Below are 25,283 nucleotides of genomic sequence, written 5' to 3' on the forward strand. Positions count from 1 at the left end.
CACAGTCAAAAACCACGTAAATTAGCACTGCTAAATGTAGCTATATCACTTGTGTAACGCAGTGCAACTTGGCGTTTTGAGGTTAGGAGAAGCACCCCAATGAGTTTTCGGCGACAGTTTGACCAGCTCGGACAGATTAGCCTGATACTTGCCGTGCTGGTAGCAATTTGCTTAGTCCCCGGCAGTTATGCCGCGGAAACCGGTTCGCAGACTTCGGTCCGACCGGTCATGGTACCTGCCAATTTCAATCAGCTTGCAGGCCCGCAGGCGGTGGTTCGCATGCCGCAGGAGATGCTGGATCCGAGCCCGGCAGCGGTCCGACTGAGGTTCTATGATCCTCCCGTGGAGTACGGTACCGCGGAGGTGGGCGGCGAGACGTACCAGACCATGCAGATGCTCGGCGAGGCCAATACGCTCGAACCGGGCTTTCCCGATGTTCCGCGTATAGCCCGGCTCTTGATGGTCGATCGCACGGGGAATGTGGACCTGACGATTCTGAATCAGCAATTCCACATTGAGCAGGGCGGCGTTCCCGCTCCGGTGCAACCGCTGCAAGGCGACAATGGCTATGAGCCGTCCGTCCCGGTGCTTCCGGCGGACGAGATTTACGCGAACAACGACTGGTATCCGGCGCAGATCGCGACGATCTCGGAGCCGATGACGCTGCGCGACATCCGGTTCGTGATTCTCAACATCTTCCCGGTGCAGGTCAATCCGGTGACGGGCGAGCGCCGCGTGTATGACGATCTCGAAGTGATCGTCGAGAATGTCGGCGGTACCGGTCCGAACGAGATCCTGTTTGTCCCCACCTCGATTTCGCCTTCGTTCAAGAAGATGTACAGCATGTTCGAGAACTTCGAGGACAGCGCGATCGACGCGCTTCCCGTATTCCCGGGCAATATGCTGATCTTCTGTTCGACGGATGCGACGGTGATCAGCAATGTGGGCGAACTGGCCCAGTGGAAGAAACTGAAGGGGATCGACGTATCGGTCCGTTCAGGGACGTGGACGACGCAGGCGATCAGGGACACGATCACCGCGGTCTATAATCAGACCGGCGGGAAGTTGGAATACGTCTGTCTCGTTGGCGATCCGGACAATGGCAGCGGCGCGTACTACGTGCCAACGCACTGGACGGGTTCCGAGAGCTCGTCGCAGTGGGACAATTACTACGGCACCCTGAGCTCCGGCGGGCCGAATCCCGACCCGGTACCCGACGTCGCGGTGGGTCGTCTCAGCAACATCGAGACCAGCGATGCGTTGGTAGGAATCATCCGCAAGACGACACGGTACGAAGCCGCGCCCTCAATGGCTCCGGATAGCGGCTGGTTCACCCGCGCATGGTGTGCTTCCAATACGGGCCACATCGCCTCGAACCCCTCGACAAAAGAGTACACGCGTCAGATCATGCTGCAACACGGCGTGAACACGGTGTATTGGAACGTTTATGGCAGCAGCGGTGTCACGGCGGACCTCGCCGCCCGGATCGGCAGCGGAATCAGCGTGTTCAATTACCGCCTGTCCTATATCGGCGAGTTCGGCCCGGCTGATATTACGACCTCAACGGTTCCGGCGGACCCGCGGACTCCGTTTGTGATGGTGGTCACGTGCGGCACGGGCAGTTTCCAGACCGGCGAGTCGCTGTCCGAGCGCTGGTTGAAACCGCCGGCCCAAACCACGTCAAATCCCGCGGGTGCGATTGGCTGCGTGGGTGTCGCCACCTTGAGCACGAGCGTGCCCTACAATAACGTCATCGACGCGGGTGCAATGTACGCTCTCTACGGCCTTGATCTCGAAGAGCAGGGCCCCTTGTTGGTGGCGGCCAAGCTGCAGCTGTACTTGAACTACTGGAACGTTGGCCATAGCGGGCAGGTCCAGCAGTTCAGCTACTGGTCGAACCTGATGGGTGATCCGTCCGTTCCGATCTGGATCAAGCAGCCACTTTCGGCGGTCGTAACCAAGCCGACGTCGATTGCCGTCGGCGCGAACAACGTGGCGATCTCGGTTGCGGACGCCTCCCATGGCACGCCGGTCAACGGGGCGCTCGTCTGTCTCGAAAAAGGGTCGTGGTCTTCGCCCGAATCGTGGACTCGCGGCTATACGAGCGGACTCGGCGCCATCAACCTGCCGGTGACGATCACGACGACCGGCTACCTGTACGTGACGATCACCAAGGATGACCTGCGGACGGTTCGCGATTCGATTCTGGTGAACGCCGCCTCGGGTCTGGCCTACAACAGCCGCACGGTTGACGACGACAACAGCGGTGGGACGATCGGCAACAGCAACGGCGTGTTGAATCCGGGCGAGACGATTGATCTCTCCATCGGCATTCACAACTACAATGGTAGCACGATCAGCGGCATTTCCGGGACGCTTTCCACTTCGTCTCCGGGAATCACGATCACGCAAGGCGTGAGCGCCTATGCCAACATCGCCGCCGGCGGCAACGGGACGAACTCGACGCCATTCCGCTTTACCGTAAGTTCCGTCTTCAATGGCGAGCCGGTCTCACTCTACTTGTCTCTGACCAGTGGCTCGGGCAGTTTCTACCTCCGCCTCGACTTCACGCCCGCATCCGGTGATGTGACGTATGTGAGTAACGTTTACTCCGGGCCGGGCGGCAGCTACGACCCGGGTGAAAGCGGGAACGTGACGGTGACCTTCCAGAATTCCGGTGCCGCGCTGCAATCGCTGATTTCGGCGCAGGGCATCCTGCGCTCCCTCGACCCCTACGTGATTGTCAACGACTCGCTGGGCGCGTACGGCACGGTCACGGCCGGGTCCAATGCCACAAACAGCGGCGACCCCTACAATGTTACCTTGAGCAGCCAGTCGTTCAACGGTCGCGTGGCCCGGATGCAGCTGGTCGTACATGACAACAATGGGTTCCGCGATAGCACGAACTTCTCGATCACGATCGGCACCGCGAGCAGTACCAGCCCCTCCGGACCGGATGCTTACGGATACTACGCTTACGATAACACGGAGACTCAGCCCGCGGGCATCGCGTCCACATATAGCTGGATCGAAATCGCGCCCGGTCTCGGCGGTTCCGGTACGTCGTTCAATTGGGACGACCAGCTGGAAGACGGCGACGACTACGGTGTCTTGACACTGCCGTTCACAGCCCGCATGTACGGGCAGACGTTCGTGCCGTCGCAGATCACGGTTTGCGACAACGGCTGGCTGGCCTTCGGTAACTATGCGATGTGGGACTACCGCAACTATCGCATGGGCACGCCGATTGGACCGCCCTACATGGTCGCGGCGTACTGGGACGATCTCGAAGTCCAGTCCGGCGGGAACATGAACGTGTTCTACTACTACGATCCTGCCAATCACTGGTATGTCGTCGAGTGGCTCGCGCGCACGCAGTACACGAATGTGACGGAGAATTTCGAGGTCATCATCTACGACCCGGCTTACTATCCGTCGGTCACCGGTGACTGCAAGATCAAGGTCCAGTACCAGACGGTGAATCTCAGCGCGAATTCCAACACCAACGACAACGATTACGCGTCGATCGGCATTCAGGACGGCGATCACGCGGTTGGCCTCGATTACTACTACTGGAATGAGCTCTTGTCCCTGCATCCCGGTGCGGCCACCATCGCTGCCGGTCGTTCGATCATGTACACCACGGATGCGACCGGCCAGTTGAATCCGATCGTGACGGTCAACACTCCGAACGGCGGCGAGACGTTCTACATCGGTCAGAGTTACAACGTGCTTTGGTCAACGTCCGCGATCTCCGGGAACATGAATGTCTATCTGAACCGCGCCTATCCCGGTCCGACGTGGGAAACGCTGTTCAGCAACACGCCGAACGACGGCCTGCAAGCATGGACGGCGGCCGGCTCGCCGACGACGGCGGCGCGCATTCGCGTCACCAGTGTATCGACACCTTCGGCCGGCGACACGTCGAACGCCAACTTCACGATCGCGGCACCGACGGCCCAGATCACGCAGCCCAACGGCGGTGAATTCTTGTCGATTGGTGATCCCTACTCCATTCAGTACGTCTCAACCGGTCTGGGTGCGGCGACGGTTTCGATCAACCGCAACTATCCGGCCGGCTCGTGGGACGTGATCGATGCTGCCGCGGCGGGCGACGTGTACTGGGTCATCACGGGACCGGGAACTTCGAACGCCCGCATTCGCGTGATCGGCAACGCGGCCCCCGCTTACGGCGACACCTCGGACGCGAATTTCACGATCGGCCTGGCGCCGACCCTGAGCCACGATCAGCATCCGGACGGTGCCCCGGGCGCCGCGACCTTCACCGCCTTGGTGACGGACGATGCGGGCGGATTTGTGACGAAACTCTTCTATCGCGTGGTCGGCGCGGCGAACTTCGACTCCCTGACGTTCACGAGCACGGGCAATCCTGACGAGTTCTCGGCGGTGACCCCCGTTCTCGCGGCGGGCTACTATGAGTACTTCGTCCGTTGTACCGATGCGCAGAATCTGTCCGTGTATGAGCCGAGCACGGGTACGCACACGTTCGACCTCGCGGAGCTCAGCACTGCGGTGATCTTTTACGATGACGGCGGCGCCGAGAATTACAACTGGGTGGACGGCATCGGGTTCAAGTGGGCGGTCAAGTTTGACGCTCCCTCCTACCCTTACGCGCTGTGCAACGCGAAGTTCGCCGTTTGTCCGACCGCACCTCAGACCGGCCATCAGGCGGCGCGTGTGACCGTGTATTCGGCTGATGGACCCGGCGGCTTGCCCGGCACGATCCTGTTCAGCGATACGTCCGGCGCAGCCGGCAATATCATCGGCGGTCTTCCCGCGGGTGCCGCATGGGCTGACGTGGTCACGCGGCTGAGCAATAGCTGTCTGACGATCAACTCCGCATTCTATATCGCTGTGGAAAATGTCGAGCCGCGTCTGAAGCCCGATGCCTTCGCCACGGACACGAGCGTGACCCGCGCGGGCCGCTCTTACTTCTGGGACGAATGCGACGGGCAGTGGTTCATTGAATCGTCCGGCGACATCAACGCCCGTCCGGGCGACCGCATGATCCGGGCTGCGGGCTGGACGGTCACACCGCCCACGATCACGGTGATCAAGAACGGCAGCAACGCCAGCTTGAACTGGACGGCCACCGGTGCCCCCTATTACAAGGTGTACGCGGCGACGACGTTGACGGGCGGTTATGCCTACATCGGATCAACCAGTACCAACAGCTACAACGATCCGACGCCGTGGGTTGCAAACGCGAATCGGTTCTATCAGGTCACGAGTAGCGACGCGCCGTAGGCGCCGCGCCTCTCCTTCTCGACAGCAAGGCCGGCCCGCGGGGGTCGGCCTTGTTGATTCCTGCCCTCTGAATGTGTAAATTAGACCTCCTTGGTCCGATTCGCCTCGAGGGCGCGCTCCATGCATCGCATTGTGATCCGTGGAGATTTCGTGATCTGGCGAGGGTCGCGGCGGGGAGGTTAGAGTGGAAAAATCGGCGGCAATCGCTTATATTGCGGGCATTAGCAGGCAATTAACCACCGGCTCTGCCGGACGAGGAAACAGATATGTCATGTGATTGTTGCGACGGCGACGACGACGGGATGGTCGTCGAAGTCGGGGAGGTGGTGCCCGATTTTGCGCTCAAGACGTATGAGCCTTCCACGGGTGATTGGGGCGAATTCTCGCTGGCGCGTACGCGCGAGGCGAAAAAGTGGTCGCTTCTCTTCTTCTATCCCGCCGACTATACATTTGTATGAACGACCGAGTTTGCGGCTCTGGCAGAGCTGCATGAGCGGTTTGCGCGACTGGGCGCGGAACTGGTGACGGTCTCGACGGACAGCCATTTCGTTCACTTGGCGTGGCAACGGGAAGAACCCGGACTGGCCAAGGTGAGGTTTTCGATGGGCGCGGACCGCAGCGGCGAGATTTCGCGGCTGTTTGGCGTGTGGGAGGCGGTGAGCGGCGAGGCCTATCGCGGCACGTTCATTATCGACCCTGATGGCGTTTTGCGCTCCATGGAGATCAACGCGAACAGCGTGGGCCGGAACATCGACGAGCTGATGCGCAAATTCAAGGCATTTCTGCACGTAACAAAACATCCGAAGACGGATTGCCCGTCGAAGTGGAAAGATGACGGCGATCCGACGCTGCAGGCAAGCCCGAAGCTGGTCGGGCGCGTCTATTCGAAGGGCGGCGATCTGGCCTGATCGCGGTCTTCGACAACGGGCAGGTAGAGCAAGCGCCCCGACTCATCTGAGTCGGGGCGCTCTTGTCCTTAGTCCGCGCGGCCTTTCGGTCGCGTGAATCGCGACTACACGAGACCCTGCTCCATCATCGCGTTGGAGACTTTCAGGAATCCGGCGATGTTGGCGCCGTCCACGTAGTTGCCTTTCCGACCGTACGCCTCGGCGGCGTCCTTGCAGGACTTATGAATGTTCTTCATGATGTTGTGCAAGCGCTCGTCCACCTCTTCGCGCGGCCAGGCCAGCCGCATGCTGTTCTGGCTCATCTCGAGGCCGGAGGTGGCGACACCGCCCGCATTGGCGGCCTTGCCGGGTCCGTAGAGAATATGCGCATCGAGGAAGACTTCCACACCATCCGGCGACGTCGGCATATTCGCGCCTTCAGACACGACACTGACTCCGTTCTTGACCAGATGCGCGGCATCCGCGCCGTTGATCTCATTCTGCGTGGCGCTCGGGAACGCACATTGCGCCTTGATCTCCCACAACGGATTGGAGCCATTCTTGGCGCCGTTGATCGGAGTGAAGGTCGCGCTCTTGTACTTGTCCGCGTACTCCTTGATCCGACCGCGGCGAGTGTTCTTGAGTTCCATGACAAACGCCAGCTTGTCGGCGCTGATCCCTTCCGGATCGTACACAAACCCATCGGAGTCCGACAGGGTCACGGGTTTCGCGCCCAGCTGATTGAGTTTCTCGACCGTGTACTGCGCAACATTGCCGCTGCCCGAGACCAAACACGTCTTCCCCTTCAGCGAGTCGTTCTTGGTCCCCAGCATTTCGGCCGCGAAATAGACCGCACCGTAGCCGGTGGCTTCGGGCCGGATCAGCGACCCGCCCCAGGCCAGGCCTTTGCCGGTGAACACGCCCGTGAATTCGTTCCGCAGACGCTTGTACATGCCGAACAGATAACCGATCTCACGACCGCCGACGCCGATGTCACCGGCCGGCACGTCGGTATTCGCGCCGATGTGACGGAACAGCTCGCACATGAAGCTCTGGCAGAAGCGCATGACTTCCGTGTCGCTCTTGCCCTTGGGATCGAAATCGGAGCCGCCCTTGCCGCCGCCCATGGGCAGAGTGGTCAGGCTGTTTTTCAAGACCTGCTCGAAGGCCAGGAACTTGAGGATGCCCAGGTTGACCGTCGGGTGGAAGCGCAGGCCGCCCTTGTACGGTCCGAGCACGCTGTTCATCTCAATGCGGTAACCGCGATTGACATGCACATTGCCCTTGTCATCTTCCCACGGAACCCGAAACATGATCACGCGTTCCGGTTCGACCATCCGCTCCAGGATTCTCGCCTTGCGGAATTCGGGGAATTTGTGGTAAACTGTCTCCAGCGATTCAACGACTTCCTGCACGGCTTGCAGAAACTCAGGCTCGCACGGATTCTTGGCTTTGACCTCCGCCATGAAGGAGGTCACGAAATCAGACATGAATTGCTCCTTTACCAACAGGGTTACTCGTTGGAGATTGACTGAAGGGCGGGCAAGTGTCGGCGATAGGCACTGTGTCGGCCCGTGGTGTTAGTGATTCGACAAAAACGCGGAACAGTGTGGACCGCCCCTCGCCTATCCTACAAATTGATACTCTTCGCAATTCCACACGCCGTCGTCCGGTTTCTGCAGCGTGCACTTGTTGACGAACTCGCAGAGGTTGCACAGGCCGACGAATTCGGTGGGATGCGGTTTGGCGACTTTCGGCTTGACATGATGATGCGCAAGTTCCTTGCTCACGAATTGCTCGCATTGCAGCACGGCGCTGCCGTGATGCATCGAACAGGTGGGCCCAATCGCGCAGGACATACAAATTCCGTGAGCGGCTAATCGATACGGCATGGTCCAGTCTCCCGGATGTGGCTCGCCGCCCGTGGCAACATCGGCGGCGCAAGTTCGGACGATCTTCACCTTAACATGCTATCATAGCAATTAAGCAATAGCGGCGTAATTGTCAAGTGAATTTTTGCACAAAGTCGGTGCGATCAATGACAATTGGCCAGTTTCGGGTACGGTGACGCTTAGCCTCCGTATTAGCCTGACCCACCTCGCATTCGGCGCCGGCTCGTTGCGCAGGGCAAATTCCGCCGAGCGGGGACCGTTCCCCGCCGGTATGAACAAGCTTCGCGCCACGACTTTCGCCAAGTAACAACAACCGCGCACAGCGGAAGGCTCAAGAAATTGAACGTAATGGCAACGACCGAGCGTGCGGAAATTCTAAGGGATTGGGGTTCCGACCTTGTGAGTTCGTGCGCAACGGCACGAGGTGGGTCATGAAACGAGAAGAGAGGCTTTGCGGGCCTCTCTGCGGATCCTAATCAATGTCACCCCGCCGAGTGAAGCTCGGCAAGCAGCACGTGCCACTCTACAAATCCCTTGACGCGCCTACCAAGGTCGGCAGTGCGGGGAGGCATCGAGTGCCTAAAGTTCCTTCGCGATGTCGGCTGCGTCAAGCCTCAAATGCGCCGCCGCTGTTGTGAGGATCGATAGCAGCGTCCCCGCCTTGATTTCCCGGTGATTCGGCACAACGACTTCACACTCAGGTGGCCCGGGATGTTTCAACACAACGTGGCTCCCGGATTGCCTGATTTCCACGGAACCATGTTATTTCAGAACCCGGATCAGATCGTTTGGCCGGACATCACGAGGTAGCCTGACCATGATCTACGCCGCCACCGGATTCACCGCGATCGTCTCTTCGCGCGTCGTCATGTGCAGGAGTCGAATCACCTTGGGCTTTGACGACTTGTCCTCATAGTAGAGATTCACCGCGTCGCGCACCATCACCTTGAGGTCCTCCCAACTATCACCCTGCGTAAAAATATTCACGCCGAGCGCACGCGCGTTGTAACCGCCCTCTTCCGCCTCGCGGACTTCGAAGATGATCTCAGTTTGGGATTCTGACATAGTGACAATACTCCAAATTGAAGAGCGGGCGCGGTGCGGCGCTAATTCACTTCTCGCGGAATCGCTTTTCGAACTCCTTGCGGGTCATTCCCAGACTGCGCAGCGATGTTCGGACATGCAAATCGGGAACGTCTTTGCAATGCTCTTGATGACAATTGGACGCCCAAGGAGTCGTCCGGCTTGTCCCAAATCTCGTGGCTACTCTCGGTGCGGACGCGGACAAGGCCAAGCCTTTTCAGAAACGCTTTCCATTTCTTGGTCGGAATTTGCGGAGGCGAGCTTTCCTCAAACCGTCGTATAGGAAATGGGAACGCTGGTTCTGGTCAGGCGAACCGATCTTGATCGCACGGCGCGCTTGTTCTTCGCGGACAATTCAGGCGGTTGGTATTTTGGAGTGGGTTTCTGCTTCAGCGTCCATCCGAGGCCGAGTATGACCTTCTCCAACGTACCCTTGCGTTCCGTCTCCTTGACAAAAATCTTCAGCGCCTGCTCGAATGACTTCTTGGCCGCCGCTTCCGCGCGTCCATACGAGGACAGATCCAGCTCAGGGCAGTACGCGACAAAGTAGTCGCCCTCCTGACTGATCAATACGCGGACATTGATTTTGAATTTCTTTGTCATGCGGGATTTGCGAGAATTACGATTCAGCGCGACGTCGAAGAGCGCATATCCGTGCGGCACGACGGACCACCCGGGCGGGTCACGGACCCGCCCCTACTCCGGGACGACCTTGTAGCCGTACAGATGCAGGCCTTCGTCGCCGTCGTCCATGAGTTTGCGAAACTCGACGCGGACCTTCATGCCGATCTTGACCTGATCGAGCGGGCAGTCAGCGAGCTGACAGGTGATGCGGCCGCCGCCGTTGAGTTCGACAATGCAAAGCGCGTAGGGACCGATTTTTTCGAATCCCATCGGCGCGACGCGGATGACGGTGTAAGTGAGGATTTCGCCGGTGTACTCGAGCCGGACGGGCTTGAACTTACGATTGCCGTTGCCCGGTTCGACCTGCCGCGCGGGAAAGAACACCTTGCCGGTCTTGGCCGACTTGTTCGCCTCGCCGCGATAGCGTTCAGGGATTTCGCGCCAGTAGCGCGCAGTTGAACGGAACATATTTTGTCCTGAGTGTTGACTGCCTGGTTGGGTAAACTTGAAACTTCAAACTTGAAACTCGACCCGCTTCGGTTCTGAACTCACGTCTCAAGTTTCACGTTTCACGTTTTCCTACATTGACTTGAGGATGTGCACAATCGCACTGCCCCCGCTGCCGCCCATGTTCTGGGTGAGGCCGACCTTGGCCTTCTTGAGCTGACGCTCGCCGGCTTCGCCGCGCAATTGCTGAACGATTTCGATCACCTGCGCAATCCCCGTCGCACCCACGGGATGCCCCTTCGATTTGAGACCGCCCGAGGTGTTGATGGGCATCTTGCCGTCGCGCGCCGTGGCACCGGACAGCGCCGCTTCGCCCCCCTTCCCCTTCGCGAAGAAGCCGAGCGCTTCGGTCGTACAAATCTCCGCGATGGTGAAACAGTCGTGAACTTCGGCCAGCTGAATCTGCTTCACCGGATCGTCGATGTTCGCCATCTTGTAGGCGTGTTTCGCGGCGATTTCGGTGCTCTTCAAATAGGTCAGATCCTCGCGGTCATGCAGGGCGATGGTATCCGTTGCCGCACCGGTTCCGATCACCGCCACGATCGGATGATTCTTGAACTTCTTCTTCGCGAGTTCGATCGGCGCCAGAATGCACGCCGCCGCACCGTCGGTAATCGGCGAGCAATCATAGAGCCGCAGCGGATCGGCGACCATCGTGGACTTGAACGTGTCTTCCATCGTCAGCTTCATGCGGAACTGCGCGTTGGAGTTCAGAAATCCGTTGGCGTGATTCTTCACGGTCACGGCGCTGAGCTGCTGCCGGAATTTGTCCGCGGGAATCTTGTACTTCTTGGCGTACGCATTGGCGATCATCGCGTACAGCCCGGGGAACGTCGCGCCGTTGTAGCCTTCGTATTCCTGATCCGCCGCCGTGGCCAGGGTATAAGTCGCGGCTCCGCCATCGACATCGAGCATCTTCTCGACGCCGCTGACCATCACGACGTCACTGAGGCCGAGCGCGACCTCCATCCAGCCCGTGCGGAACGCAAGTCCGCCCGAGGCGCAAGCCGACTCGACGCGCGCGGCGGGAATCGGACACTGACCGAGATAATCGGCGAGCATGCTGGCCAGGTGTTCCTGACCGACGAACAGGCCCGGCGACATCGAACCGACATACAGCGAGTCGATCTTGTCGACGCCCGCATCGTCCATCGCTTTCAGCGCGGCATCCACAAAGATCTCGCGCAGGCTCATCTCCCAGAGTTCGCCCCACTTATTGAGGCCGACTCCGATGACGGCTACATCTCTCATGCGAAATATCCTATTGGTGGTTATGGCAATTCAAACAAGTACGGCGTTCGCGGACGTCGCGCTCAGATCCCGGCTTCCGCCGTAGTGGGATCGATAATGGACACCACTTCCGAGATCCGGTCCGCGGGGAACCCGGCTTCGCGAGCGTGTTCGCGGATAATCTCTTCGCTGGGCGCGAGGTACACGCAGTAGAGCTTATCCCCGGTGATATAGCTCTGCACCCACTGGATGCTCGGGCCGAGGATGTTGAGCACGATGCAGGATTTTTGCGCGGCGTTGCGCTTTACTTCAGCATCCCAGTTTCCTGCGCCTGGAACGTTCCGTTCAATGATGTACTTCGGCATAATGTCCTCCCTCGAGTTCTGCAATTCCATCGGTCAATGATAGTGGCCCTGCCGCTGGCTCTCGGCCAAACCTCGGTTTCGGGTTTCGGGTTTCGGCGGTCGGCATTCAGCGCTTCAGATCAGTGTCCCGCCATGTGAATCTTGCCGCGGAACTTGACGTACGTGCCGTAATCAAGGTACACCTTGTTCTCGTGCAGTTGCGGGTGCGTCTGCGGAGCCAGTTTGGCCTTGCCCTTGATCTCGTCGGTCACCGTGTAGATGAAACCGTCGGAGCCCGCGCCCGAGCCGTAGCTGACCATGAAGATGCGGTCGCCGGGCTTGGCGATATCGAGAATGGCGGTGAGGCCGATCGGCGACGCGCCGGAATAGGTGTTGCCCAGCCACGGCGTGAGCCAGCCCGTTTCGTACTGCTTCTTGTTGAAGCCGAGCATCTCGGCGGCGCGCGACGGGAACTTGCCGTTCGGCTGATGAAAGACGCAGTACTTGAAGTCTTCCGGCTTCGTCCCGGACTTCTTCAGGAGGTCTTTGGCCGCGCCCAGCGAATGTTTGAAGTAGGCGGCGTCGCCGGTGAAGCGGCCGCCGTGCGACGGATAGAACGCATGCTCGCGGCGCCAGAAATCCGGCGTGTCGGTCATGTATGTGTTCGTGAAATCAACCGTCGCGACGACGTTCTTCTTGCCGAACAGAAAGGCCGCGGCTCCGGCGGAGGCGGAATATTCGAGCGCATCGCCGGGCGCGCCCTGCGATGTATCCGCGCCGATGCCGAGGCCGTAATCGAGGACGCCGGATTTCACATGGGAGTAGGCGATGAACATGCCTTCCGAACCCGCTTTGCAGGCAAATTCGAGGTCCGCGACGCGGCAATCGGGCGTTGCGCCGAGCGCTTCGGCCACGGTCGTGCCCGTCGGCTTGACGGCGTACGGATGCGATTCCGAACCGACATAGCAGCAGCCGATCTCTGCCGGATCGATCTTCGCGCGGACGACCGCGCGGCGCGCGGCTTCGACGGACATGGTGATGACATCCTGATCGGGGCTGGGGACGCTTTTTTCGAACAGCATGAGTCCGCGCTTGTACGATTCGGAGTCAGCGCCCCAGACTTTGGCGATTTCTTCAAGTTTGATGCGGTAGCGTGGGATGTACGATCCCCAGCCGATGATGCCGATTCCGGCCTTGGCCATTTATCCTCCGTTGGAACTCAGATGGAAGTAAGGAATTTCAGAGCGGAAACGTGCTGTTCAGGGATGAACAGCGAGGTGGTGTAAACAGGAATTTAGGAATTTTGATCGGGAAAGGCAAATCCCCGTAGGGGCGGGTCCGTGACCTGCCCTCGGGTCCGTGACCTGCCCTCTCCGTGCCCCGTCCAGAATCGGAAGCCCGCCTTTCCGATTTCATTCCCTGACAAAGTGCGGCATCTCTTCCGGGATTTCGAGGGCCAGTTCCACGAAGCCCATGTACACGCCGCGCTCGAACCACGGAGTTTGATAGATCAGCTTCTTGACGCCGTTTTTCTCGATCGTGTAGATGTGTTTGGATTGCGTGCGCAGCATCTTCGCGAGCTGCGAACGCGACGGTTCAGGATGACAGTCGAGTACGTTGGTGCCGATCAGCATCGCGCCGCCGTCATTGGCGAACGTCTGCTGCGACTTTTCGTTCATTTCGAGAATAATGCCATCGCGATCACACACCGTCGCGGCAATGGGGAGTTCGTGGGTCCAGTGGGGCATGGGAAGAGAAATCGAAAATCGAAAAGTGAAAATTCAAGTCCGAGCCGGTCGTAGCGCCGCACGGGCGCGCGCGTTCGTGAATCTGCGGAAGCTGAAGGGGCCGGCTGCGCCGCCCGCCGCTGCGCGCCGAGCGGGGACTGTGTCCCCGCCGGAATCTCGCTCAGCCGATAGCGGCGCACGGATGTGCGCTCGGTTCTTCGTAGCGTCGCACGGCCATGCGACTCTGCCATCGGACGCTGCGCGCGCGCGTGCGCGGTCACGCGGTCGGGGTCATTTCGAATCCGTGGCGTTTGCGCGTCGAAACAACAGCGCCGATCCGACAAACAGCATGACGAAGAACCCATTCAGGATGAAGACACCCACGATACCCGGGGTGTCTTCCAATGAGGGCCGCCAGATCATCAGCGCAATCACGGGGACCAATGCTTGCGCCAGCGCCGTCGCGAACAGAGCGCGTGCCATTCCACGCGGCTGGAAGCGCGCGACAACGGCACCGCTGAATCCGACGAGCAGCACGCCGCCATACAGCACGTTAGCGGGGTTGTCCTCGCTCCCGATGATCCCCACGGCCAGATTCATCCAGACGAGGATGAAGGCAGTCACGACCGCCACGCCGACGCCGGTTCGGTACGCGCTGTTGCCCGTCTTTCTCGCTGCCAGCTCATACAAGAGACCCGTGCCGAGCAGGAGGACGCCCATGACCACGAAGTCGAACAAGGTCCAGGCCACTTCATCCGTAGACTGCATCGCCACCAAGGGTATCAGCAGTAAGAACGCTACCGCGAGCAGAATGCCGATCAGTCTCTTGTTTTGCATAATGAAGGGTCAACGGAGACTGTGTCCCCGCCGGAATCTCATCAACGGTTGCGGCGGCTCGTGAGCCGCTCTTCGTAGTGCCGCACTGCGTGCGCTCGGGATTCCGCTGCAACGCGCTCGCCCGCAAACAGGACTTGGGATCGAACAGCGCTCCCCAGCGGGACGCGGGTGCCGACACATGCCGCTGCGGGAAGAGAATCGTTGACTACTCAGCCAACTGGTCTAGTGCTCGCAGTTTTTCAGAGAATTTAGGAACAAAGTGGCGTGCAGTATCAAATAGCTGGAATATTTCGTCAGTCGTTTTTTCGAAGACAAATGAACCCAGGTCGCGATGAATCATCTTGTTCCTTTCGCGCCCGATCTCTAAGAAAGCCTTAACCGTGGCCTGGAGCGCGCCATCTTGTGCAACCGCTGCTTTCATTCCTTCAGCAAAGTCCTTTCCAAACAGACCAAAAAATTGATTTGCATTGCTGGAGTCCCAGTTAAAATATGAGTGAAATTGTCGAGTTATCGCCTTGGTTCGGACGAATTCAACTGCACCGGCGTTGCTGCCCGAAACATCAGCGTAGAACTGCAATAATTCACGACATAGTTGTTCCTCCAAATAGCTTGCCGCAATCAGCAAGAGCATCTTTCGCAATCCATCTTCCGCGCTGTTACGAAGCGATGGTTGATTTGCTTCAACCAATAGTTGGAGAAGATCGCGGTACTCCGCGTATCGTTCATCCACAATAGTTCTCATGGTTGTACGACCAAATCATCTCTAAGGATTGCCCGCGCACGTCTCAATCGAGTATTTACGTTCAGCGTCTGTGTCGTGCCTTGTTGCGACGCCGCAATGAACTCTGGATCAGCATCTAGCCTCCGAATGCGATCCAAGTCCATAGCCGGTATGACTAGCGTGCGGCCTGTGAACGCGGGATCACATGCTGCTGCAAAAGCTGATTCAAACAAGGCAACATTAAATCGACGAGTCCGTTGGCTAGTGAACGCATCTTCCGGTAGCTCGCGGGTGCTGTCCAAGAATACACTGAACAGGCGCTCCAAGTAGACATTCTGGTCTGGTGTATTTCTCTTACATTGCTTCGAGAATTGATTCAGGAATCTCTTCATCGAGGGCGTGTAGTTTTCAGTCGAAGCCAATAATGCGAAGCCCCGAAGAAGTACTTCCACGTCTTTCATATGAAGATCCGGCTCTGGCAAGCCAAGGAAGCGACGCCATCCTTCGATACCGTTCAGTCTGTGCAGCATCTCGTAGAATGACGAATGATACAAGCTGATTCGTATCTCTTGTGGGCTGAGGTTTACACCGCCTGTATTTAATCGATTGAATATCTCATAAATTGATGAGTCGTCGTTGGGCGGTTCGTTTTGCTTTACAATCACATTCCTAATCGTTCTCAACTCGAATTGGGTCTTAAACTCTCCGAGTGTGGAGTAGTTTAGTCCACGAAGTCGATTCGGGCGATTTGGCAGCAATTGCGGCAGTCGAAGATTGAACGTCAAGAAGTACTCATCATTGTGAAGTACATTGTCAGGGATTCTACCCTGCTCATCAAATATGCGCCGAAGTTCTACGCGCTTTTCTTCTTTTGGGAATCGTTTGGACATAAAGTAGTAGATAGACATGAGCCGTTGCTGACCATCAATTACCAAGAATCGATTCCGCTCCTCCTCGTATAGAAATACTTGCGGGACAGGAAGTCCCATTATGAGGGACTCAATTAGTTTAGATGCACGACCAATGTCCCAAACGTAATTTCGTTGAAAGCCGGGAATCTTCACCGCTCCAGAAGTGAGAAACTGATTAATCGTCAATACATTAAAGTCATTGGGTGTTGCGGTTATGGCATAGTCGTAAATTTGGATCTCATTGTCCTCGGTGTCTGCATAATCCTCGTACCATGGGCCGACTTGCTGATTATGGATCGGTACGTTGTGGACTGTCACGAGTGAATTCCTTTCATTCTTCCACGCGGCGGCGTGTCCGTCACATGCCCCGTTCGGGTGAAAATGTTTGACGATTGTAATGATTGAAATACGATAAAGCCAACCCGAGCGCATGTCCATGCGGCGCTACGGGACAATCCCCCCGTGCCTCCCCCGATCGCGCACGGCTGTGCGGCGCTACGGGTTCGTCTCGCGGCGGCATGTTCCCCACATGCCCCGCTCAGGTGATGATGTTTGACGACTACGATACTTGAAAATCAGCGTGGAATTCACGGGTACGGGGCGCACATCGCGCTTGTGTTCGAGCGTCAAAATGACACACGAAGAATCCTCACCTTGCCCCATCCCGCGACCCGTTGCGATCACGACTCTCTGCGCTCGACGATTTTCCAGTATGAGTTCTTGCGAATAACCTTCCCCTTCTGGAACTCCCACAGGTCACAGCCCCGGACTTCAATGAAGACGCCTGACACCATCGTTCCAGTTAGGGTCCATTCGGAAACTCCCCGGTCCCCGGCGACCCAATGCACATCGTCTCCGTAATGAACGTCAGGAATCCCCTTGAAGCGACCGGCTAAGGCTTCGCGTACGGCAGGTTTGCCGACGAACCGCAGTCCCCACGGTTCAGGACCTCGCGGAAAATCGAATGAGCAGTCGTCTGCAAAAAACTCCATGATGGCATCGAGGTCATGGCGGTTGAATGCTTCGAGGATCTGCCTGAGTGTCTCGACGCTGACGGTGAGTTCGCTCATGGATTATTCGTGCCTACCCGGCGGTTATCTTCATTCTTGCTGTGCTGCGTCTTTCAATCAGTGTTCTTCGCGGTGCGTGTCCGTCATAGGCCCCGCTCACGTGAAAATGTTTGGCGGCCGCAAGCAGTTGAAATGCGATCAAGCCACCCCGAGCGCATGTCCATGCGGTGCTACGGGAGGCTGCCTCCTCACAATATCTCATCTTTCACCGAAATGTCAACTGTGAGCCGTTCTATCCAGTCATGGGCTCCAACCTCCTGTTTTCCTTGCAGGAACTTTTTGAACGTCAGTGAGTACAATGCATGATAAAAGGGCCAAGATATTACTCTTGACCCAGTAAAAGACCTATAAATAAGCCAGAAGCCATGCCTCTCAGACTCGGAATACGCCCATTCGCGACAATTCAACTTGCGCACAAAGTTTCGACTTTCCGAGGAGTTACCCGGTTCGTTCGGTCAAAAAATGATTCGCGTGGTTGCGTTATCCTTCACGGGTATTCCCAACCGTTCGGCCGTCACGCCAGCGCCAGACTGTAGCGCGGCGACTCCGCATAACTCGCGGGATACTCAAGTTGGGCAACGAAGCGGTCGCCGGATTTTTTCAAGTGCGGGAAGATCAATCCGCGACCCAGCGGAAGCTGCGCGGTGCGGGCCTCCACTTCGGGCCGCAACGGATCAGTAAAGCACCACGCTTCGCGGAACTTCGCCGCACCGGCCTTGTCACCCGCCGCTTTGATATTTGCGATTTCGCCGAGCATCTCTTCGATCTGGCCGTCGAGCTTGTGCAGATCGAGATCGAACTTGCGCTTGCCGTCTTCCTGCAGCTCTACAATGCTCCCGCCCTTCAGGAAGTAGTGCCACATCATGTTGCGGGCCTTGTTGTGCGCCTGCGCCGGCTCGAATTTCAGACCCTGAATCAAGGGCAGCATCATTGCATAATGCCCCGCCACGGCCAGCTTCGACGTGAGTACGCCCTGCCTCGCGCATACATTCAGTGCCCACATCCCAAACAGCTCCGCCCGCGCTTCTTCCAGAGCCGAATACTCATTCTCAAGGTACTCCCGCGCCTGCTTGGCGGTGCCGAGCCTGGGATCGAGTGCGCCGCTGGTGTGGCCGAGTTCGTGCAGCGCGTTATGAATCTGTTGCGCGTCAAAGAACAGTTCGCCATACTCGGCGACGGCTTGCTTCGCGATGAACTCGTCGGCGATCTTGCTGCCGGAAATCCGGTGAATCGCCTTGCTCGTATTCAGATAGACGAGGTTCACGCTGCCCAATTTCGAGGTGACCCAGTCATCATTCGGCAGTGACTGCGCCAGCACCGTGGCCGGACTGTTGACATAACCGCCGCTCCAGTTGAAGACATCGACAAACCGCAGATGCGGCAGCGTTTCGCGCACGACCTCTTGCTTGCGATGCGTCCACGGCGCGTTGGCTTCGAGGTAGGGCATCTGATCCACGAGCGAATTCAGCAGGCTTTGTGAGTGTGCATTTTCGAGGTAGACATTGCCCGCCGCCTCGCCGCGCGCATTCTTCCAATTATCGAGATAGACTTCGAGCGCACTGGAGATGATGATATCGAGCCGGCTGCCGTGAGAGATCCAGAGATAATCGGCGACACGGCGGGTTTCTTTGGTGCCGTGGCGGAGTTCGCAGAGTTTGGCATCGAGATAGATGCGGAACTTGGGATGCTCGGTGGCGTCGCGGGCCTTTTCGACCGCGGCGGCGACGAGATCGAGCTGCTTGCGGTACTTCTCTTCGTTCAGCACGGCGCGGACCTTGCCGTTTTCGCGCGCGATGGAGCTGTTCACAATGTTGGCGTCCTCGCCGAGCGCAGTCCACTCCGCTTCGGTCAAGTCCTGGGGGTAGAAACTGGCCTTGTCGGGCAGTGCGAGATCAGCATAGAAGAACGGCGCCACCGCATTGACATCGTCAGTCAACTTCGCGTCGCCCGATTTCTTCGCCAGCGCGTGTAGTTCGGCTTCGGGAATTCCCAGCAGATGATTCTTGCGCGGAATCATACTGAACGGGCTGTTTTGCACCTGATAGATCGTGGCGTAGTCGTCGATGATCGCCCGCTGCTCCGGGCTCGCCTGCCGGCGAACTTCGGCGAGCACGCGCATGACACGCGGCGTCTTGGCTTCAAACTGATCGCGGAAGATCGGGTTGATCAGATCGACGGCCTCGCTCAGATATCCGAGCGTCTGAAGCTCGGAATCGGTCAGGCCGCTGAGGTCGAATTCCACGCGCGTGAAGGCCGCCCGGCGCGGCGGTTCACCGCTCTGGTGATAGGGGACATAACTGACGGATTCGGATGGGTTACTCATGGTTCCCTCGGGGGTATGGTGGTTCGCCGACGATTCCGACGGCGAATTTCAGGTATTCAGTTTCCGGCATGGTGGCGAGAATCGGATGATCCGGCGCCTGCCCTCCAAACGCAATGAAGCGCAACGGCCGCCGTGCTTTGTAGGCCGCGTCTTCGACCGCACCGCGCCAGTTGACGGCTGTCACAAGTCCTGAGCAGCTCGACGTGGCGAGCAGACCATTCGGCTTGACCCGCGCCATCGCGCGCACATTCAAATCACGATAGGCACGCACCGCCGCTCCCGCAGTGGCGCGACTCTTGGCCAATGCGGGCGGATCGACGGCGACCACATCGAAACGCTCCCGGCTCTCCTTGAGCCATTCGAAGATGTCGGCGCGCAGAAAGGCCGCCCGGTCGGACCAGCCATTCCGCTCGACCACCTGACGACAGAGCTCCAGCGCGTGCTCGGACGAGTCCACAAAGGTGCAGAGTCTGGCTCCGGCGCGCAACGCATAAAGCCCGAAACCGCCGGTGTAACAGAACAGGTCCAGCACCGTATCGACATCATGGCACCACGTTGCCAAGTGCTGCCGATTGGAGCGTTGGTCGTGGAAGAAGCCGGTCTTCTGACCGTGCAACGGATCGGCAAGGAGGTGAATGCCATCCTGTTCGAACCAAACGGGCTCGTCGAGCATTCCCCGGATGACATGTCGTACTCGCGGAAGCTGTTCGAGATCGCGTGCCCGCGAATCGTTGCAGGCGACGATCGCCCGCGGCGACAAATCGCGCTGAATCGCGTCGATGATCCACGGCGTCATGCGTTCCATTCCCGCCGTCAGGGCCGAGAAAGCGACGACATCGCCGAAGCGGTCCACGATCAGACCGGGCATACCGTCCGCCTCGGAATAGACCAATCTGCAGGACCCACCGGACCCAAGCAGCGAATCCCGCAATTGAACCGCAGCCCGGAGGTGATCGTGGATCCACCCTTCATCGATGTCGCAGTCCACGCGTGAAAAAACGCGCGCCGCGATCAGGCTGTGCGGGTTCACGGTACAGATCGCGGCAAACGTCCCGTCCGAGTAGCGGAGTCGCACGAGCGCACCCGGCTCGCAGGATTGGAAGCCGTCACTCAGCTCATTGGAGAACACCCAAAGGTGCCCGGCGCTCAGGCGTTGCCCTGCCCCTCGGCGCAGACGAATCTCCGGCAGCTTAGCCACCTGTACTACCCGGATCGTTGGTTACACGCATGTTCAATCGCTTGATTTTCCGGTCAAAGCTGTTATATTCGGCATGTGCGATCGTGAAAATAACCGCATCCCCCATGTCAGACATTTTTCACACGATTATTTTGACGGCCCGGCCTGCCGCCGGCAAGAGCGAAGTTATCGATTTTTTGAAGAAGTTGCCCGCGACCGAGCGTCGTTCGCGGTTTCACTGCGGTGAAATCGTGGAAATCGACGATTTCCCCTACATCTGGGAGAAGTTTGAGGAAGACCGGATTCTGGAGGGTGCCGGTCGGGAGCGGCTTTGGACGGACAAGAAGCTCTATTTCAAGGAGGAGTGGGCCTGGGACTTCTTCCTGCTCAAGATGAACGTGGCATTCCAGAAGCACATGGCGGAAGGTGCGACCGGCAAGACCGTGTTGTTCGAATTTGCGCGCGGCGGGCCGAATGGCATCACGCATGCGCTGGACGTGATTTCACCGGAAGTACTCGCGCGGGCGGGTATCCTCTACATCAAGGTGTCCTATGAGGAGTCGGTGCGGAAGAATCGTCGGCGCTTCAAACCGGAGCTGGCGCATTCGATTCTCTATCACAGCTTGCCTGACGACAAGATGGAACGATATTACAGAGAGACTGATTGGCCGCGCATCGCGCCGGACCTGAGCGGAGCGATGGTCAGCCAGGGCGTCACCGTACCGTATTCCGTGCTGGTCAATGAACCGGAAGTCACGGACAGTGTGCAGAAGCTGGCGCCCGCGCTTGAAGCCGCACTGAACAAACTCTGGGCGACTTGCGGAGACCGGAAATGGCAATGAAGACACCGAAGCAATTTCGCCGTGTCGAGCAATCGTGGGATGAATTCTGGGCGGAATTCTGGCGGATTCGACTGATCGACGGTGACGAGACGGTCGCCTGGAAGAATGAGCAGGTGGTTGAGTTCTGCTGGCAGGTGTTGAAGCTCAAGTCCGGCATGAGCGTGCTGGATCTGGGTTGCGGCGGGGGCTATCAGGCGGTCTTGCTGGCGCAGCGCGGCGTGAAGGTTCACGGCATTGATGTCTCGGCGAAGCTCGCGGCGCACGGGACGAAGTTAGCGAAGCAGATGAAGGTCCCGGCGACGTTTGCCGCGGGCGACATGCGCAAGCTATCGTATCACGAGCAGTTCGACCGGGTCGTCGTGCTCGGCATGAGCTTCGGCTTTGGCAGCGAGGAGGAGAATGTCCACACCGCCGAACGCATCTTTCGGGCCGTGAAACCGGGCGGCATGGTCCTGCTCACGGGCATGCATCCGTACTCCGCGTCAACGCACGCGGGTCCCGATTGGATGGAAACGAACGAGGGCCTGCTGATTCATCGCGGCGAATTCGATCCGCTGACGTCGCGACTGGGCGGGATGTGGGAACTCGTCCGACCCGACGGGACGATCATCACGGAAGGCGACAATCCGGAGCAGGACGGGATTCGCTGCTATTCCGCGCCGGAGATCAAGCGGATCGTCACGGAGGCCGGATTCAGGCGGCCGGCGTGTTACGGTTCGTGGATGCTGCCGCCCGCGGATTTGCAGTGGTTTTCGTCCGAGCTGATCACGGTCGCCGAGAAACCGGCGAAGCGCAGATCATCATAACCCCGGGGCTGAACTCAGCAACTGCGATGACCTCTCGCGCTGAAACGGTGGTCCAGCTTGGACCGTTGCGGTTGAGTTCTCCGGCGATCCTCGCTCCGCTGGCGGGGTACACGGATTCCGCAATGCGACGGATCTCACGGCGCCATGGTGCGGCGCTGGTCTTCTCGGAAATGCTCTCCGGTGAAGGCGCGCGGCGCCATGGCGAGAAGACGTTCAAGATGGCCGGTTTTCAGCCGGAGGAACGACCGTACTTCGTTCAGTTCTTCGCGACGAATCCGGAACAGGCCGCGGACGCAGCCAAGCGCCTGGCCGAGTTGCAACCGGACGGCCTCGATTTGAATTTCGGCTGTCCGGTCAAGCGGATCATCTTGAATCAGGGCGGGTCGGCGTTACTGAAAGATGTCCCGCTATTGGCGAGCATTGTGGCGGCCGCTGTGAAAGCAACGTCGCTTCCGGTCTCGGTCAAGATGCGCTCGGGTTGGGACCGCCGGTCTTTGAACGCGGTCACCGTAGCGCGGGCCGTGGCGGATGCCGGCGCGGCGTGGGTCACCGTGCATGCGCGGACGCGCAGCGAGTTTTTCGAGGGGCGGGCGCATTGGGAGTGGATCGGCGAGGTGAAGTCGGCGATCGGCATTCCCGTAATCGGCAACGGTGACGTGCGCACGCCGGAGGACGCCGCAACCCTGTTGCGAACCACGCAGTGCGATGCCGTGATGATCGGACGCGCGGCGATCGGCTATCCGTTCATCTTTCGCGAGATCAACTCGCTCCTGTCAACCGGCGATCCCGGTCCGGCGCCGACACCCCGCGAGCGCGGCGACGCGGCGGCGCAGCATCTGGCCTGGATGCTCGAGCGGTATCCCGAACGCCGCGCCGTCAATGAGTTCCGCAAGCACTTGATCGGCTATGTTCGCGGATTGCCGATGAGTTCGCGATTCAAGAATCATGCGGTGCGGCTGAACAGCGCGGCCGACGTGCTGGAGGCGCTCCACTTCTTCGTCAGTTCACTGCCCGACGAGCCGTTCGCCCGCCCGCTGGCGACGCTGGCCGACGCTCCGGTTTGGAGCTGATCAGCTCGCAGGCTTCGGCACGGGCAGCGACAATTCGTCGATCACCAGCGCTCGGAGTTCCGCGCGCATTTGATCGCGCAGCGCGTTCATCCGCTCCTGCGCGTCATCCGCGTCGATGCGGCGAATCGGATCGGGATAGCCACGATGCACGGTCTTGCGCGCGCCCGGCAAATAGGGGCAGGTCTCGTGCGCGGAATCGCAGACCGTGATCACGAGGTCGAGCTTACGGTTCAGGAATTCGGCGATGCCCTTGGAGCGCAGGGCCGTCGTGTCGATGCCGAGCGCGTGCAGCGATCGAATGGTGAGCGGATGCACGAAGCCCGGATGCGTACCGGCGGAGTGAATTTCTATGTGATCTCCGAGTTCCAAGCGCAGCATCGCTTCGCCCAGCTGACTGCGCATCGAATTCCCGGTACAGACGACCAGCACGACGGGTTTCGGGTTCATGGGACTTGCTCGATGCGCGGGGTGGGATCCGCGGTAATCGGGCCGCGCGCGCGCTTGATTTCGGCGGTAATGAATTCGTTAAGCATTTGACCGGAGTTTTGCAGAGTTGACGGTTGAAAGCCGAGGTAGCGTTCCGCCTGCGACACGGCGACGAAATCGATGGAAGCCACGCGATAACTCTTGGCGGAATCGATCGGTTGTCCGTTGACCAGGGCCTCCGTCAGCGCGACCTCTGCTCCGCGCTTTCGATAGCGAACGGTCAATCCCGATACTTCGAGTACGCCGTGCGTTTCGCATCCATGCGCCAGCGCTTGTTCGCGCGCGATGCTGAGCAACTGCGCGCCGCTGGCATCAAAGGTGACGGCGGAGTTTTCGAAGGGCAACAGCTCCATGACTTTCAGCAGCGTGATCGGACCCGGCGACCAGTCGCTGCGGATACCGCCCGCATTCACGAGGGCAACGTCAGCGGCGAACTGCTCGCGGAGCCGGTCGCAGATCCAGTTTCCGACATTGCTGGTCTTGTAGTAGCCGCGCGTCCATGGTTCACCGAGGTCGCCGATCACCTCGCCGTAGCGCGCCTGAATGACCGTCTCCAGACTGTCGGCGAGCAGCGCCAGGGCCGTCCGCGGACCGCCACTAACCGCGAGTAATTCATCGAGACGACCGTCGAATTTCGTCACGGAGTCGCCGTCCACCGTAAGTTCGAGGACTCCGAGGTTCTTGCAGTAGCTGCCGGCCTGCGCGATAATGACCTGGTTGACCAGTTCGGGAGTTTTCAACCGCGTGTGGCTGTGTCCGCCGATGATCACATCCGCGCCATGTATCTTTCGCGCGAGTTCGCGATCCCCGTCCACGCCGATGTGCGTGAGCAGGATGATGAGGTCGGTCGTCGGATCGAGTTCATCGATGCAGCGCTGCGCGGTCTCCGCGGCGTCAGAGATTGAGAACGGATCGATGCACTTTTTCGCGACGACATCGGCAAGTCCGTCGAGGATCAGACCGATGACGCCTATGCGCAGCCCGTTCTGCTCGGTGATCAAAGTCGGGGCGGCAAAGGGCTGGCCGTTCGCGCGTCGAATCAAGTTAGCGCAGAGTTGCGGGTAGGCTGCCTGTGCGACAAAGGCCGTCGCGTGATCGGCGCCCAGATCGAGATCGTGATTGCCGACGGCCTGCGCGGTAATGCCGACCCGCTGCAGCATGTCGTGCAACGCGCCGCCGCGCACACCGTCATAGTCGATCGTACAGATCGGGTTACCGGTCATGAGGTCGCCGGCATCGAGGTACACGGTGGCGGGATATCGCTTTCGCAACTCGGTGAGTTTCGCTTCGAGCGCGGCCACACCGCCGACGAGCGCTTTGTCGTCGCGCCATTCGGCGGGCTCGGGGACAAAGTGGCCGTGAATGTCATTCGTGTGGAAGATGACGAGTTGCCGCCCGGCCGCGCTGGAGATCGCGGCGACCGTCAGCATCCACAAGACCACTGCGAACTTACGCATTCCCCTTCACTCCATTTCTAC

Annotated in this window: 22 protein-coding genes and 1 pseudogene; 5 read left to right on the forward strand and 18 right to left on the reverse strand. The window is 59.0% G+C overall.

Annotation, left to right across the window (positions count from 1 at the left end; translation table 11 throughout):
• Window positions 1-99: 99 nt before the first annotated feature.
• Both HZB60_11955 and HZB60_11960 read left to right on the forward strand, forming a co-directional pair.
• Window positions 100-5,268: a hypothetical protein gene (locus HZB60_11955; GenBank protein ID MBI5060481.1), complete on the forward strand. Its 5,169-nt coding sequence runs from the start codon at window positions 100-102 to the stop codon at window positions 5,266-5,268.
• A gap of 302 nt (window positions 5,269-5,570) precedes the next feature.
• The gene (locus HZB60_11960; protein MBI5060482.1) at window positions 5,571-6,176 is read left to right on the forward strand and encodes a peroxiredoxin; all 606 of its coding nucleotides are present in this window, start codon (window positions 5,571-5,573) and stop codon (window positions 6,174-6,176) included.
• A gap of 104 nt (window positions 6,177-6,280) precedes the next feature.
• Here HZB60_11960 and gdhA read toward each other — a convergent pair whose 3' ends face one another.
• The 16 genes and pseudogenes from gdhA to HZB60_12040 form a co-directional block, all read right to left on the reverse strand.
• A complete protein-coding gene (gdhA, locus tag HZB60_11965; protein MBI5060483.1) occupies window positions 6,281-7,645 on the reverse strand; it encodes an NADP-specific glutamate dehydrogenase in 1,365 nt (454 codons plus the stop codon).
• 135 nt (window positions 7,646-7,780) lie between these two features.
• A complete protein-coding gene (locus tag HZB60_11970; GenBank protein MBI5060484.1) occupies window positions 7,781-8,116 on the reverse strand; it encodes a hypothetical protein in 336 nt (111 codons plus the stop codon).
• A 510-nt stretch (window positions 8,117-8,626) separates the two neighbouring features.
• A pseudogene (locus tag HZB60_11975) lies at window positions 8,627-8,866 on the reverse strand (type II toxin-antitoxin system HicA family toxin).
• Window positions 8,867-8,869: 3 nt separating this feature from the next.
• Complete coding sequence (locus tag HZB60_11980) at window positions 8,870-9,112, reverse strand: 2-oxoisovalerate dehydrogenase (protein MBI5060485.1); 243 nt, start codon at window positions 9,110-9,112, stop codon at window positions 8,870-8,872.
• Window positions 9,113-9,397: 285 nt separating this feature from the next.
• Window positions 9,398-9,733 (reverse strand): hypothetical protein, encoded by a 336-nt coding sequence (locus tag HZB60_11985; protein ID MBI5060486.1) that lies wholly within the window; start codon window positions 9,731-9,733, stop codon window positions 9,398-9,400.
• 93 nt (window positions 9,734-9,826) lie between these two features.
• Entirely contained in the window at window positions 9,827-10,222 is a 396-nt protein-coding gene (locus HZB60_11990; GenBank protein MBI5060487.1) for a Zn-ribbon domain-containing OB-fold protein, read from the reverse strand.
• A gap of 111 nt (window positions 10,223-10,333) precedes the next feature.
• Window positions 10,334-11,512: a thiolase domain-containing protein gene (locus tag HZB60_11995; protein ID MBI5060488.1), complete on the reverse strand. Its 1,179-nt coding sequence runs from the start codon at window positions 11,510-11,512 to the stop codon at window positions 10,334-10,336.
• Between the two features lie 62 nt (window positions 11,513-11,574).
• Window positions 11,575-11,856, reverse strand: a complete 282-nt coding sequence (locus HZB60_12000; GenBank protein ID MBI5060489.1) for a DUF4242 domain-containing protein — start codon at window positions 11,854-11,856, stop codon at window positions 11,575-11,577.
• Window positions 11,857-11,975: 119 nt separating this feature from the next.
• Window positions 11,976-13,037 carry a hydroxymethylglutaryl-CoA synthase gene (locus tag HZB60_12005; protein ID MBI5060490.1) on the reverse strand — a complete coding sequence of 354 codons (1,062 nt, stop codon included), beginning with the start codon at window positions 13,035-13,037 and terminating at the stop codon, window positions 11,976-11,978.
• Between the two features lie 210 nt (window positions 13,038-13,247).
• On the reverse strand, window positions 13,248-13,583 hold the full coding sequence (locus HZB60_12010; protein MBI5060491.1) for a diguanylate cyclase: 336 nt from the start codon (window positions 13,581-13,583) through the stop codon (window positions 13,248-13,250).
• A gap of 270 nt (window positions 13,584-13,853) precedes the next feature.
• Complete coding sequence (locus tag HZB60_12015) at window positions 13,854-14,399, reverse strand: hypothetical protein (protein ID MBI5060492.1); 546 nt, start codon at window positions 14,397-14,399, stop codon at window positions 13,854-13,856.
• A gap of 205 nt (window positions 14,400-14,604) precedes the next feature.
• Window positions 14,605-15,141: a hypothetical protein gene (locus tag HZB60_12020; protein ID MBI5060493.1), complete on the reverse strand. Its 537-nt coding sequence runs from the start codon at window positions 15,139-15,141 to the stop codon at window positions 14,605-14,607.
• Complete coding sequence (locus HZB60_12025; protein MBI5060494.1) at window positions 15,138-16,463, reverse strand: DUF262 domain-containing protein; 1,326 nt, start codon at window positions 16,461-16,463, stop codon at window positions 15,138-15,140. Before HZB60_12025 ends, HZB60_12020 begins: the two co-directional genes overlap by 4 nt.
• A 248-nt stretch (window positions 16,464-16,711) precedes the next feature.
• Window positions 16,712-17,101: a nuclear transport factor 2 family protein gene (locus tag HZB60_12030; protein ID MBI5060495.1), complete on the reverse strand. Its 390-nt coding sequence runs from the start codon at window positions 17,099-17,101 to the stop codon at window positions 16,712-16,714.
• A gap of 514 nt (window positions 17,102-17,615) precedes the next feature.
• Complete coding sequence (locus tag HZB60_12035; protein MBI5060496.1) at window positions 17,616-19,424, reverse strand: hypothetical protein; 1,809 nt, start codon at window positions 19,422-19,424, stop codon at window positions 17,616-17,618.
• On the reverse strand, window positions 19,417-20,622 hold the full coding sequence (locus tag HZB60_12040; GenBank protein ID MBI5060497.1) for a class I SAM-dependent rRNA methyltransferase: 1,206 nt from the start codon (window positions 20,620-20,622) through the stop codon (window positions 19,417-19,419). The genes HZB60_12035 and HZB60_12040 overlap by 8 nt, the downstream gene beginning before the upstream one ends.
• A 104-nt stretch (window positions 20,623-20,726) precedes the next feature.
• On the opposite strand from HZB60_12040, the gene HZB60_12045 reads away from it, so the two are divergent.
• The 3 genes from HZB60_12045 to dusB are packed head-to-tail and all read left to right on the forward strand — an operon-like array spanning window position 20,727 to window position 23,319.
• Window positions 20,727-21,443, forward strand: a complete 717-nt coding sequence (locus HZB60_12045; GenBank protein MBI5060498.1) for a hypothetical protein — start codon at window positions 20,727-20,729, stop codon at window positions 21,441-21,443.
• Window positions 21,440-22,249 (forward strand): class I SAM-dependent methyltransferase, encoded by an 810-nt coding sequence (locus HZB60_12050; protein ID MBI5060499.1) that lies wholly within the window; start codon window positions 21,440-21,442, stop codon window positions 22,247-22,249. The genes HZB60_12045 and HZB60_12050 overlap by 4 nt, the downstream gene beginning before the upstream one ends.
• A gap of 26 nt (window positions 22,250-22,275) precedes the next feature.
• On the forward strand, window positions 22,276-23,319 hold the full coding sequence (dusB, locus tag HZB60_12055; GenBank protein MBI5060500.1) for a tRNA dihydrouridine synthase DusB: 1,044 nt from the start codon (window positions 22,276-22,278) through the stop codon (window positions 23,317-23,319).
• On the opposite strand, the gene HZB60_12060 is transcribed toward dusB, so the two are convergent.
• Window positions 23,320-23,766, reverse strand: coding sequence for an arsenate reductase ArsC (locus tag HZB60_12060; protein MBI5060501.1), 447 nt, complete (start codon window positions 23,764-23,766; stop codon window positions 23,320-23,322).
• The gene (locus tag HZB60_12065; GenBank protein MBI5060502.1) at window positions 23,763-25,262 is read right to left on the reverse strand and encodes a bifunctional metallophosphatase/5'-nucleotidase; all 1,500 of its coding nucleotides are present in this window, start codon (window positions 25,260-25,262) and stop codon (window positions 23,763-23,765) included. Before HZB60_12065 ends, HZB60_12060 begins: the two co-directional genes overlap by 4 nt.
• Window positions 25,263-25,283: the final 21 nt, after the last annotated feature.

The organism is candidate division KSB1 bacterium (assembly GCA_016214895.1).
In the GTDB taxonomy this organism is placed as follows: Bacteria; Electryoneota; RPQS01; order RPQS01; family RPQS01; genus JACRMR01.

Bases quoted from the DNA above. Each gene is read 5' to 3' on its own strand.
- HZB60_11955 (MBI5060481.1), top strand. From the start codon at position 100: ATGAGTTTTCGGCGACAGTTTGACCAGCTCGGACAGATTAGCCTGATA.
- gdhA (MBI5060483.1), bottom strand. From the start codon at position 7,645: ATGTCTGATTTCGTGACCTCCTTCATGGCGGAGGTCAAAGCCAAGAAT.
- HZB60_11980 (MBI5060485.1), bottom strand. From the start codon at position 9,112: ATGTCAGAATCCCAAACTGAGATCATCTTCGAAGTCCGCGAGGCGGAA.
- HZB60_11985 (MBI5060486.1), bottom strand. From the start codon at position 9,733: ATGACAAAGAAATTCAAAATCAATGTCCGCGTATTGATCAGTCAGGAG.
- HZB60_11990 (MBI5060487.1), bottom strand. From the start codon at position 10,222: ATGTTCCGTTCAACTGCGCGCTACTGGCGCGAAATCCCTGAACGCTAT.
- HZB60_11995 (MBI5060488.1), bottom strand. From the start codon at position 11,512: ATGAGAGATGTAGCCGTCATCGGAGTCGGCCTCAATAAGTGGGGCGAA.
- HZB60_12000 (MBI5060489.1), bottom strand. From the start codon at position 11,856: ATGCCGAAGTACATCATTGAACGGAACGTTCCAGGCGCAGGAAACTGG.
- HZB60_12005 (MBI5060490.1), bottom strand. From the start codon at position 13,037: ATGGCCAAGGCCGGAATCGGCATCATCGGCTGGGGATCGTACATCCCA.
- HZB60_12010 (MBI5060491.1), bottom strand. From the start codon at position 13,583: ATGCCCCACTGGACCCACGAACTCCCCATTGCCGCGACGGTGTGTGAT.
- HZB60_12015 (MBI5060492.1), bottom strand. From the start codon at position 14,399: ATGCAAAACAAGAGACTGATCGGCATTCTGCTCGCGGTAGCGTTCTTA.
- HZB60_12020 (MBI5060493.1), bottom strand. From the start codon at position 15,141: ATGAGAACTATTGTGGATGAACGATACGCGGAGTACCGCGATCTTCTC.
- HZB60_12025 (MBI5060494.1), bottom strand. From the start codon at position 16,463: ATGCGCTCGGGTTGGCTTTATCGTATTTCAATCATTACAATCGTCAAA.
- HZB60_12030 (MBI5060495.1), bottom strand. From the start codon at position 17,101: ATGAGCGAACTCACCGTCAGCGTCGAGACACTCAGGCAGATCCTCGAA.
- HZB60_12035 (MBI5060496.1), bottom strand. From the start codon at position 19,424: ATGAGTAACCCATCCGAATCCGTCAGTTATGTCCCCTATCACCAGAGC.
- HZB60_12045 (MBI5060498.1), top strand. From the start codon at position 20,727: ATGTCAGACATTTTTCACACGATTATTTTGACGGCCCGGCCTGCCGCC.
- HZB60_12050 (MBI5060499.1), top strand. From the start codon at position 21,440: ATGAAGACACCGAAGCAATTTCGCCGTGTCGAGCAATCGTGGGATGAA.
- dusB (MBI5060500.1), top strand. From the start codon at position 22,276: ATGACCTCTCGCGCTGAAACGGTGGTCCAGCTTGGACCGTTGCGGTTG.
- HZB60_12060 (MBI5060501.1), bottom strand. From the start codon at position 23,766: ATGAACCCGAAACCCGTCGTGCTGGTCGTCTGTACCGGGAATTCGATG.
- HZB60_12065 (MBI5060502.1), bottom strand. From the start codon at position 25,262: ATGCGTAAGTTCGCAGTGGTCTTGTGGATGCTGACGGTCGCCGCGATC.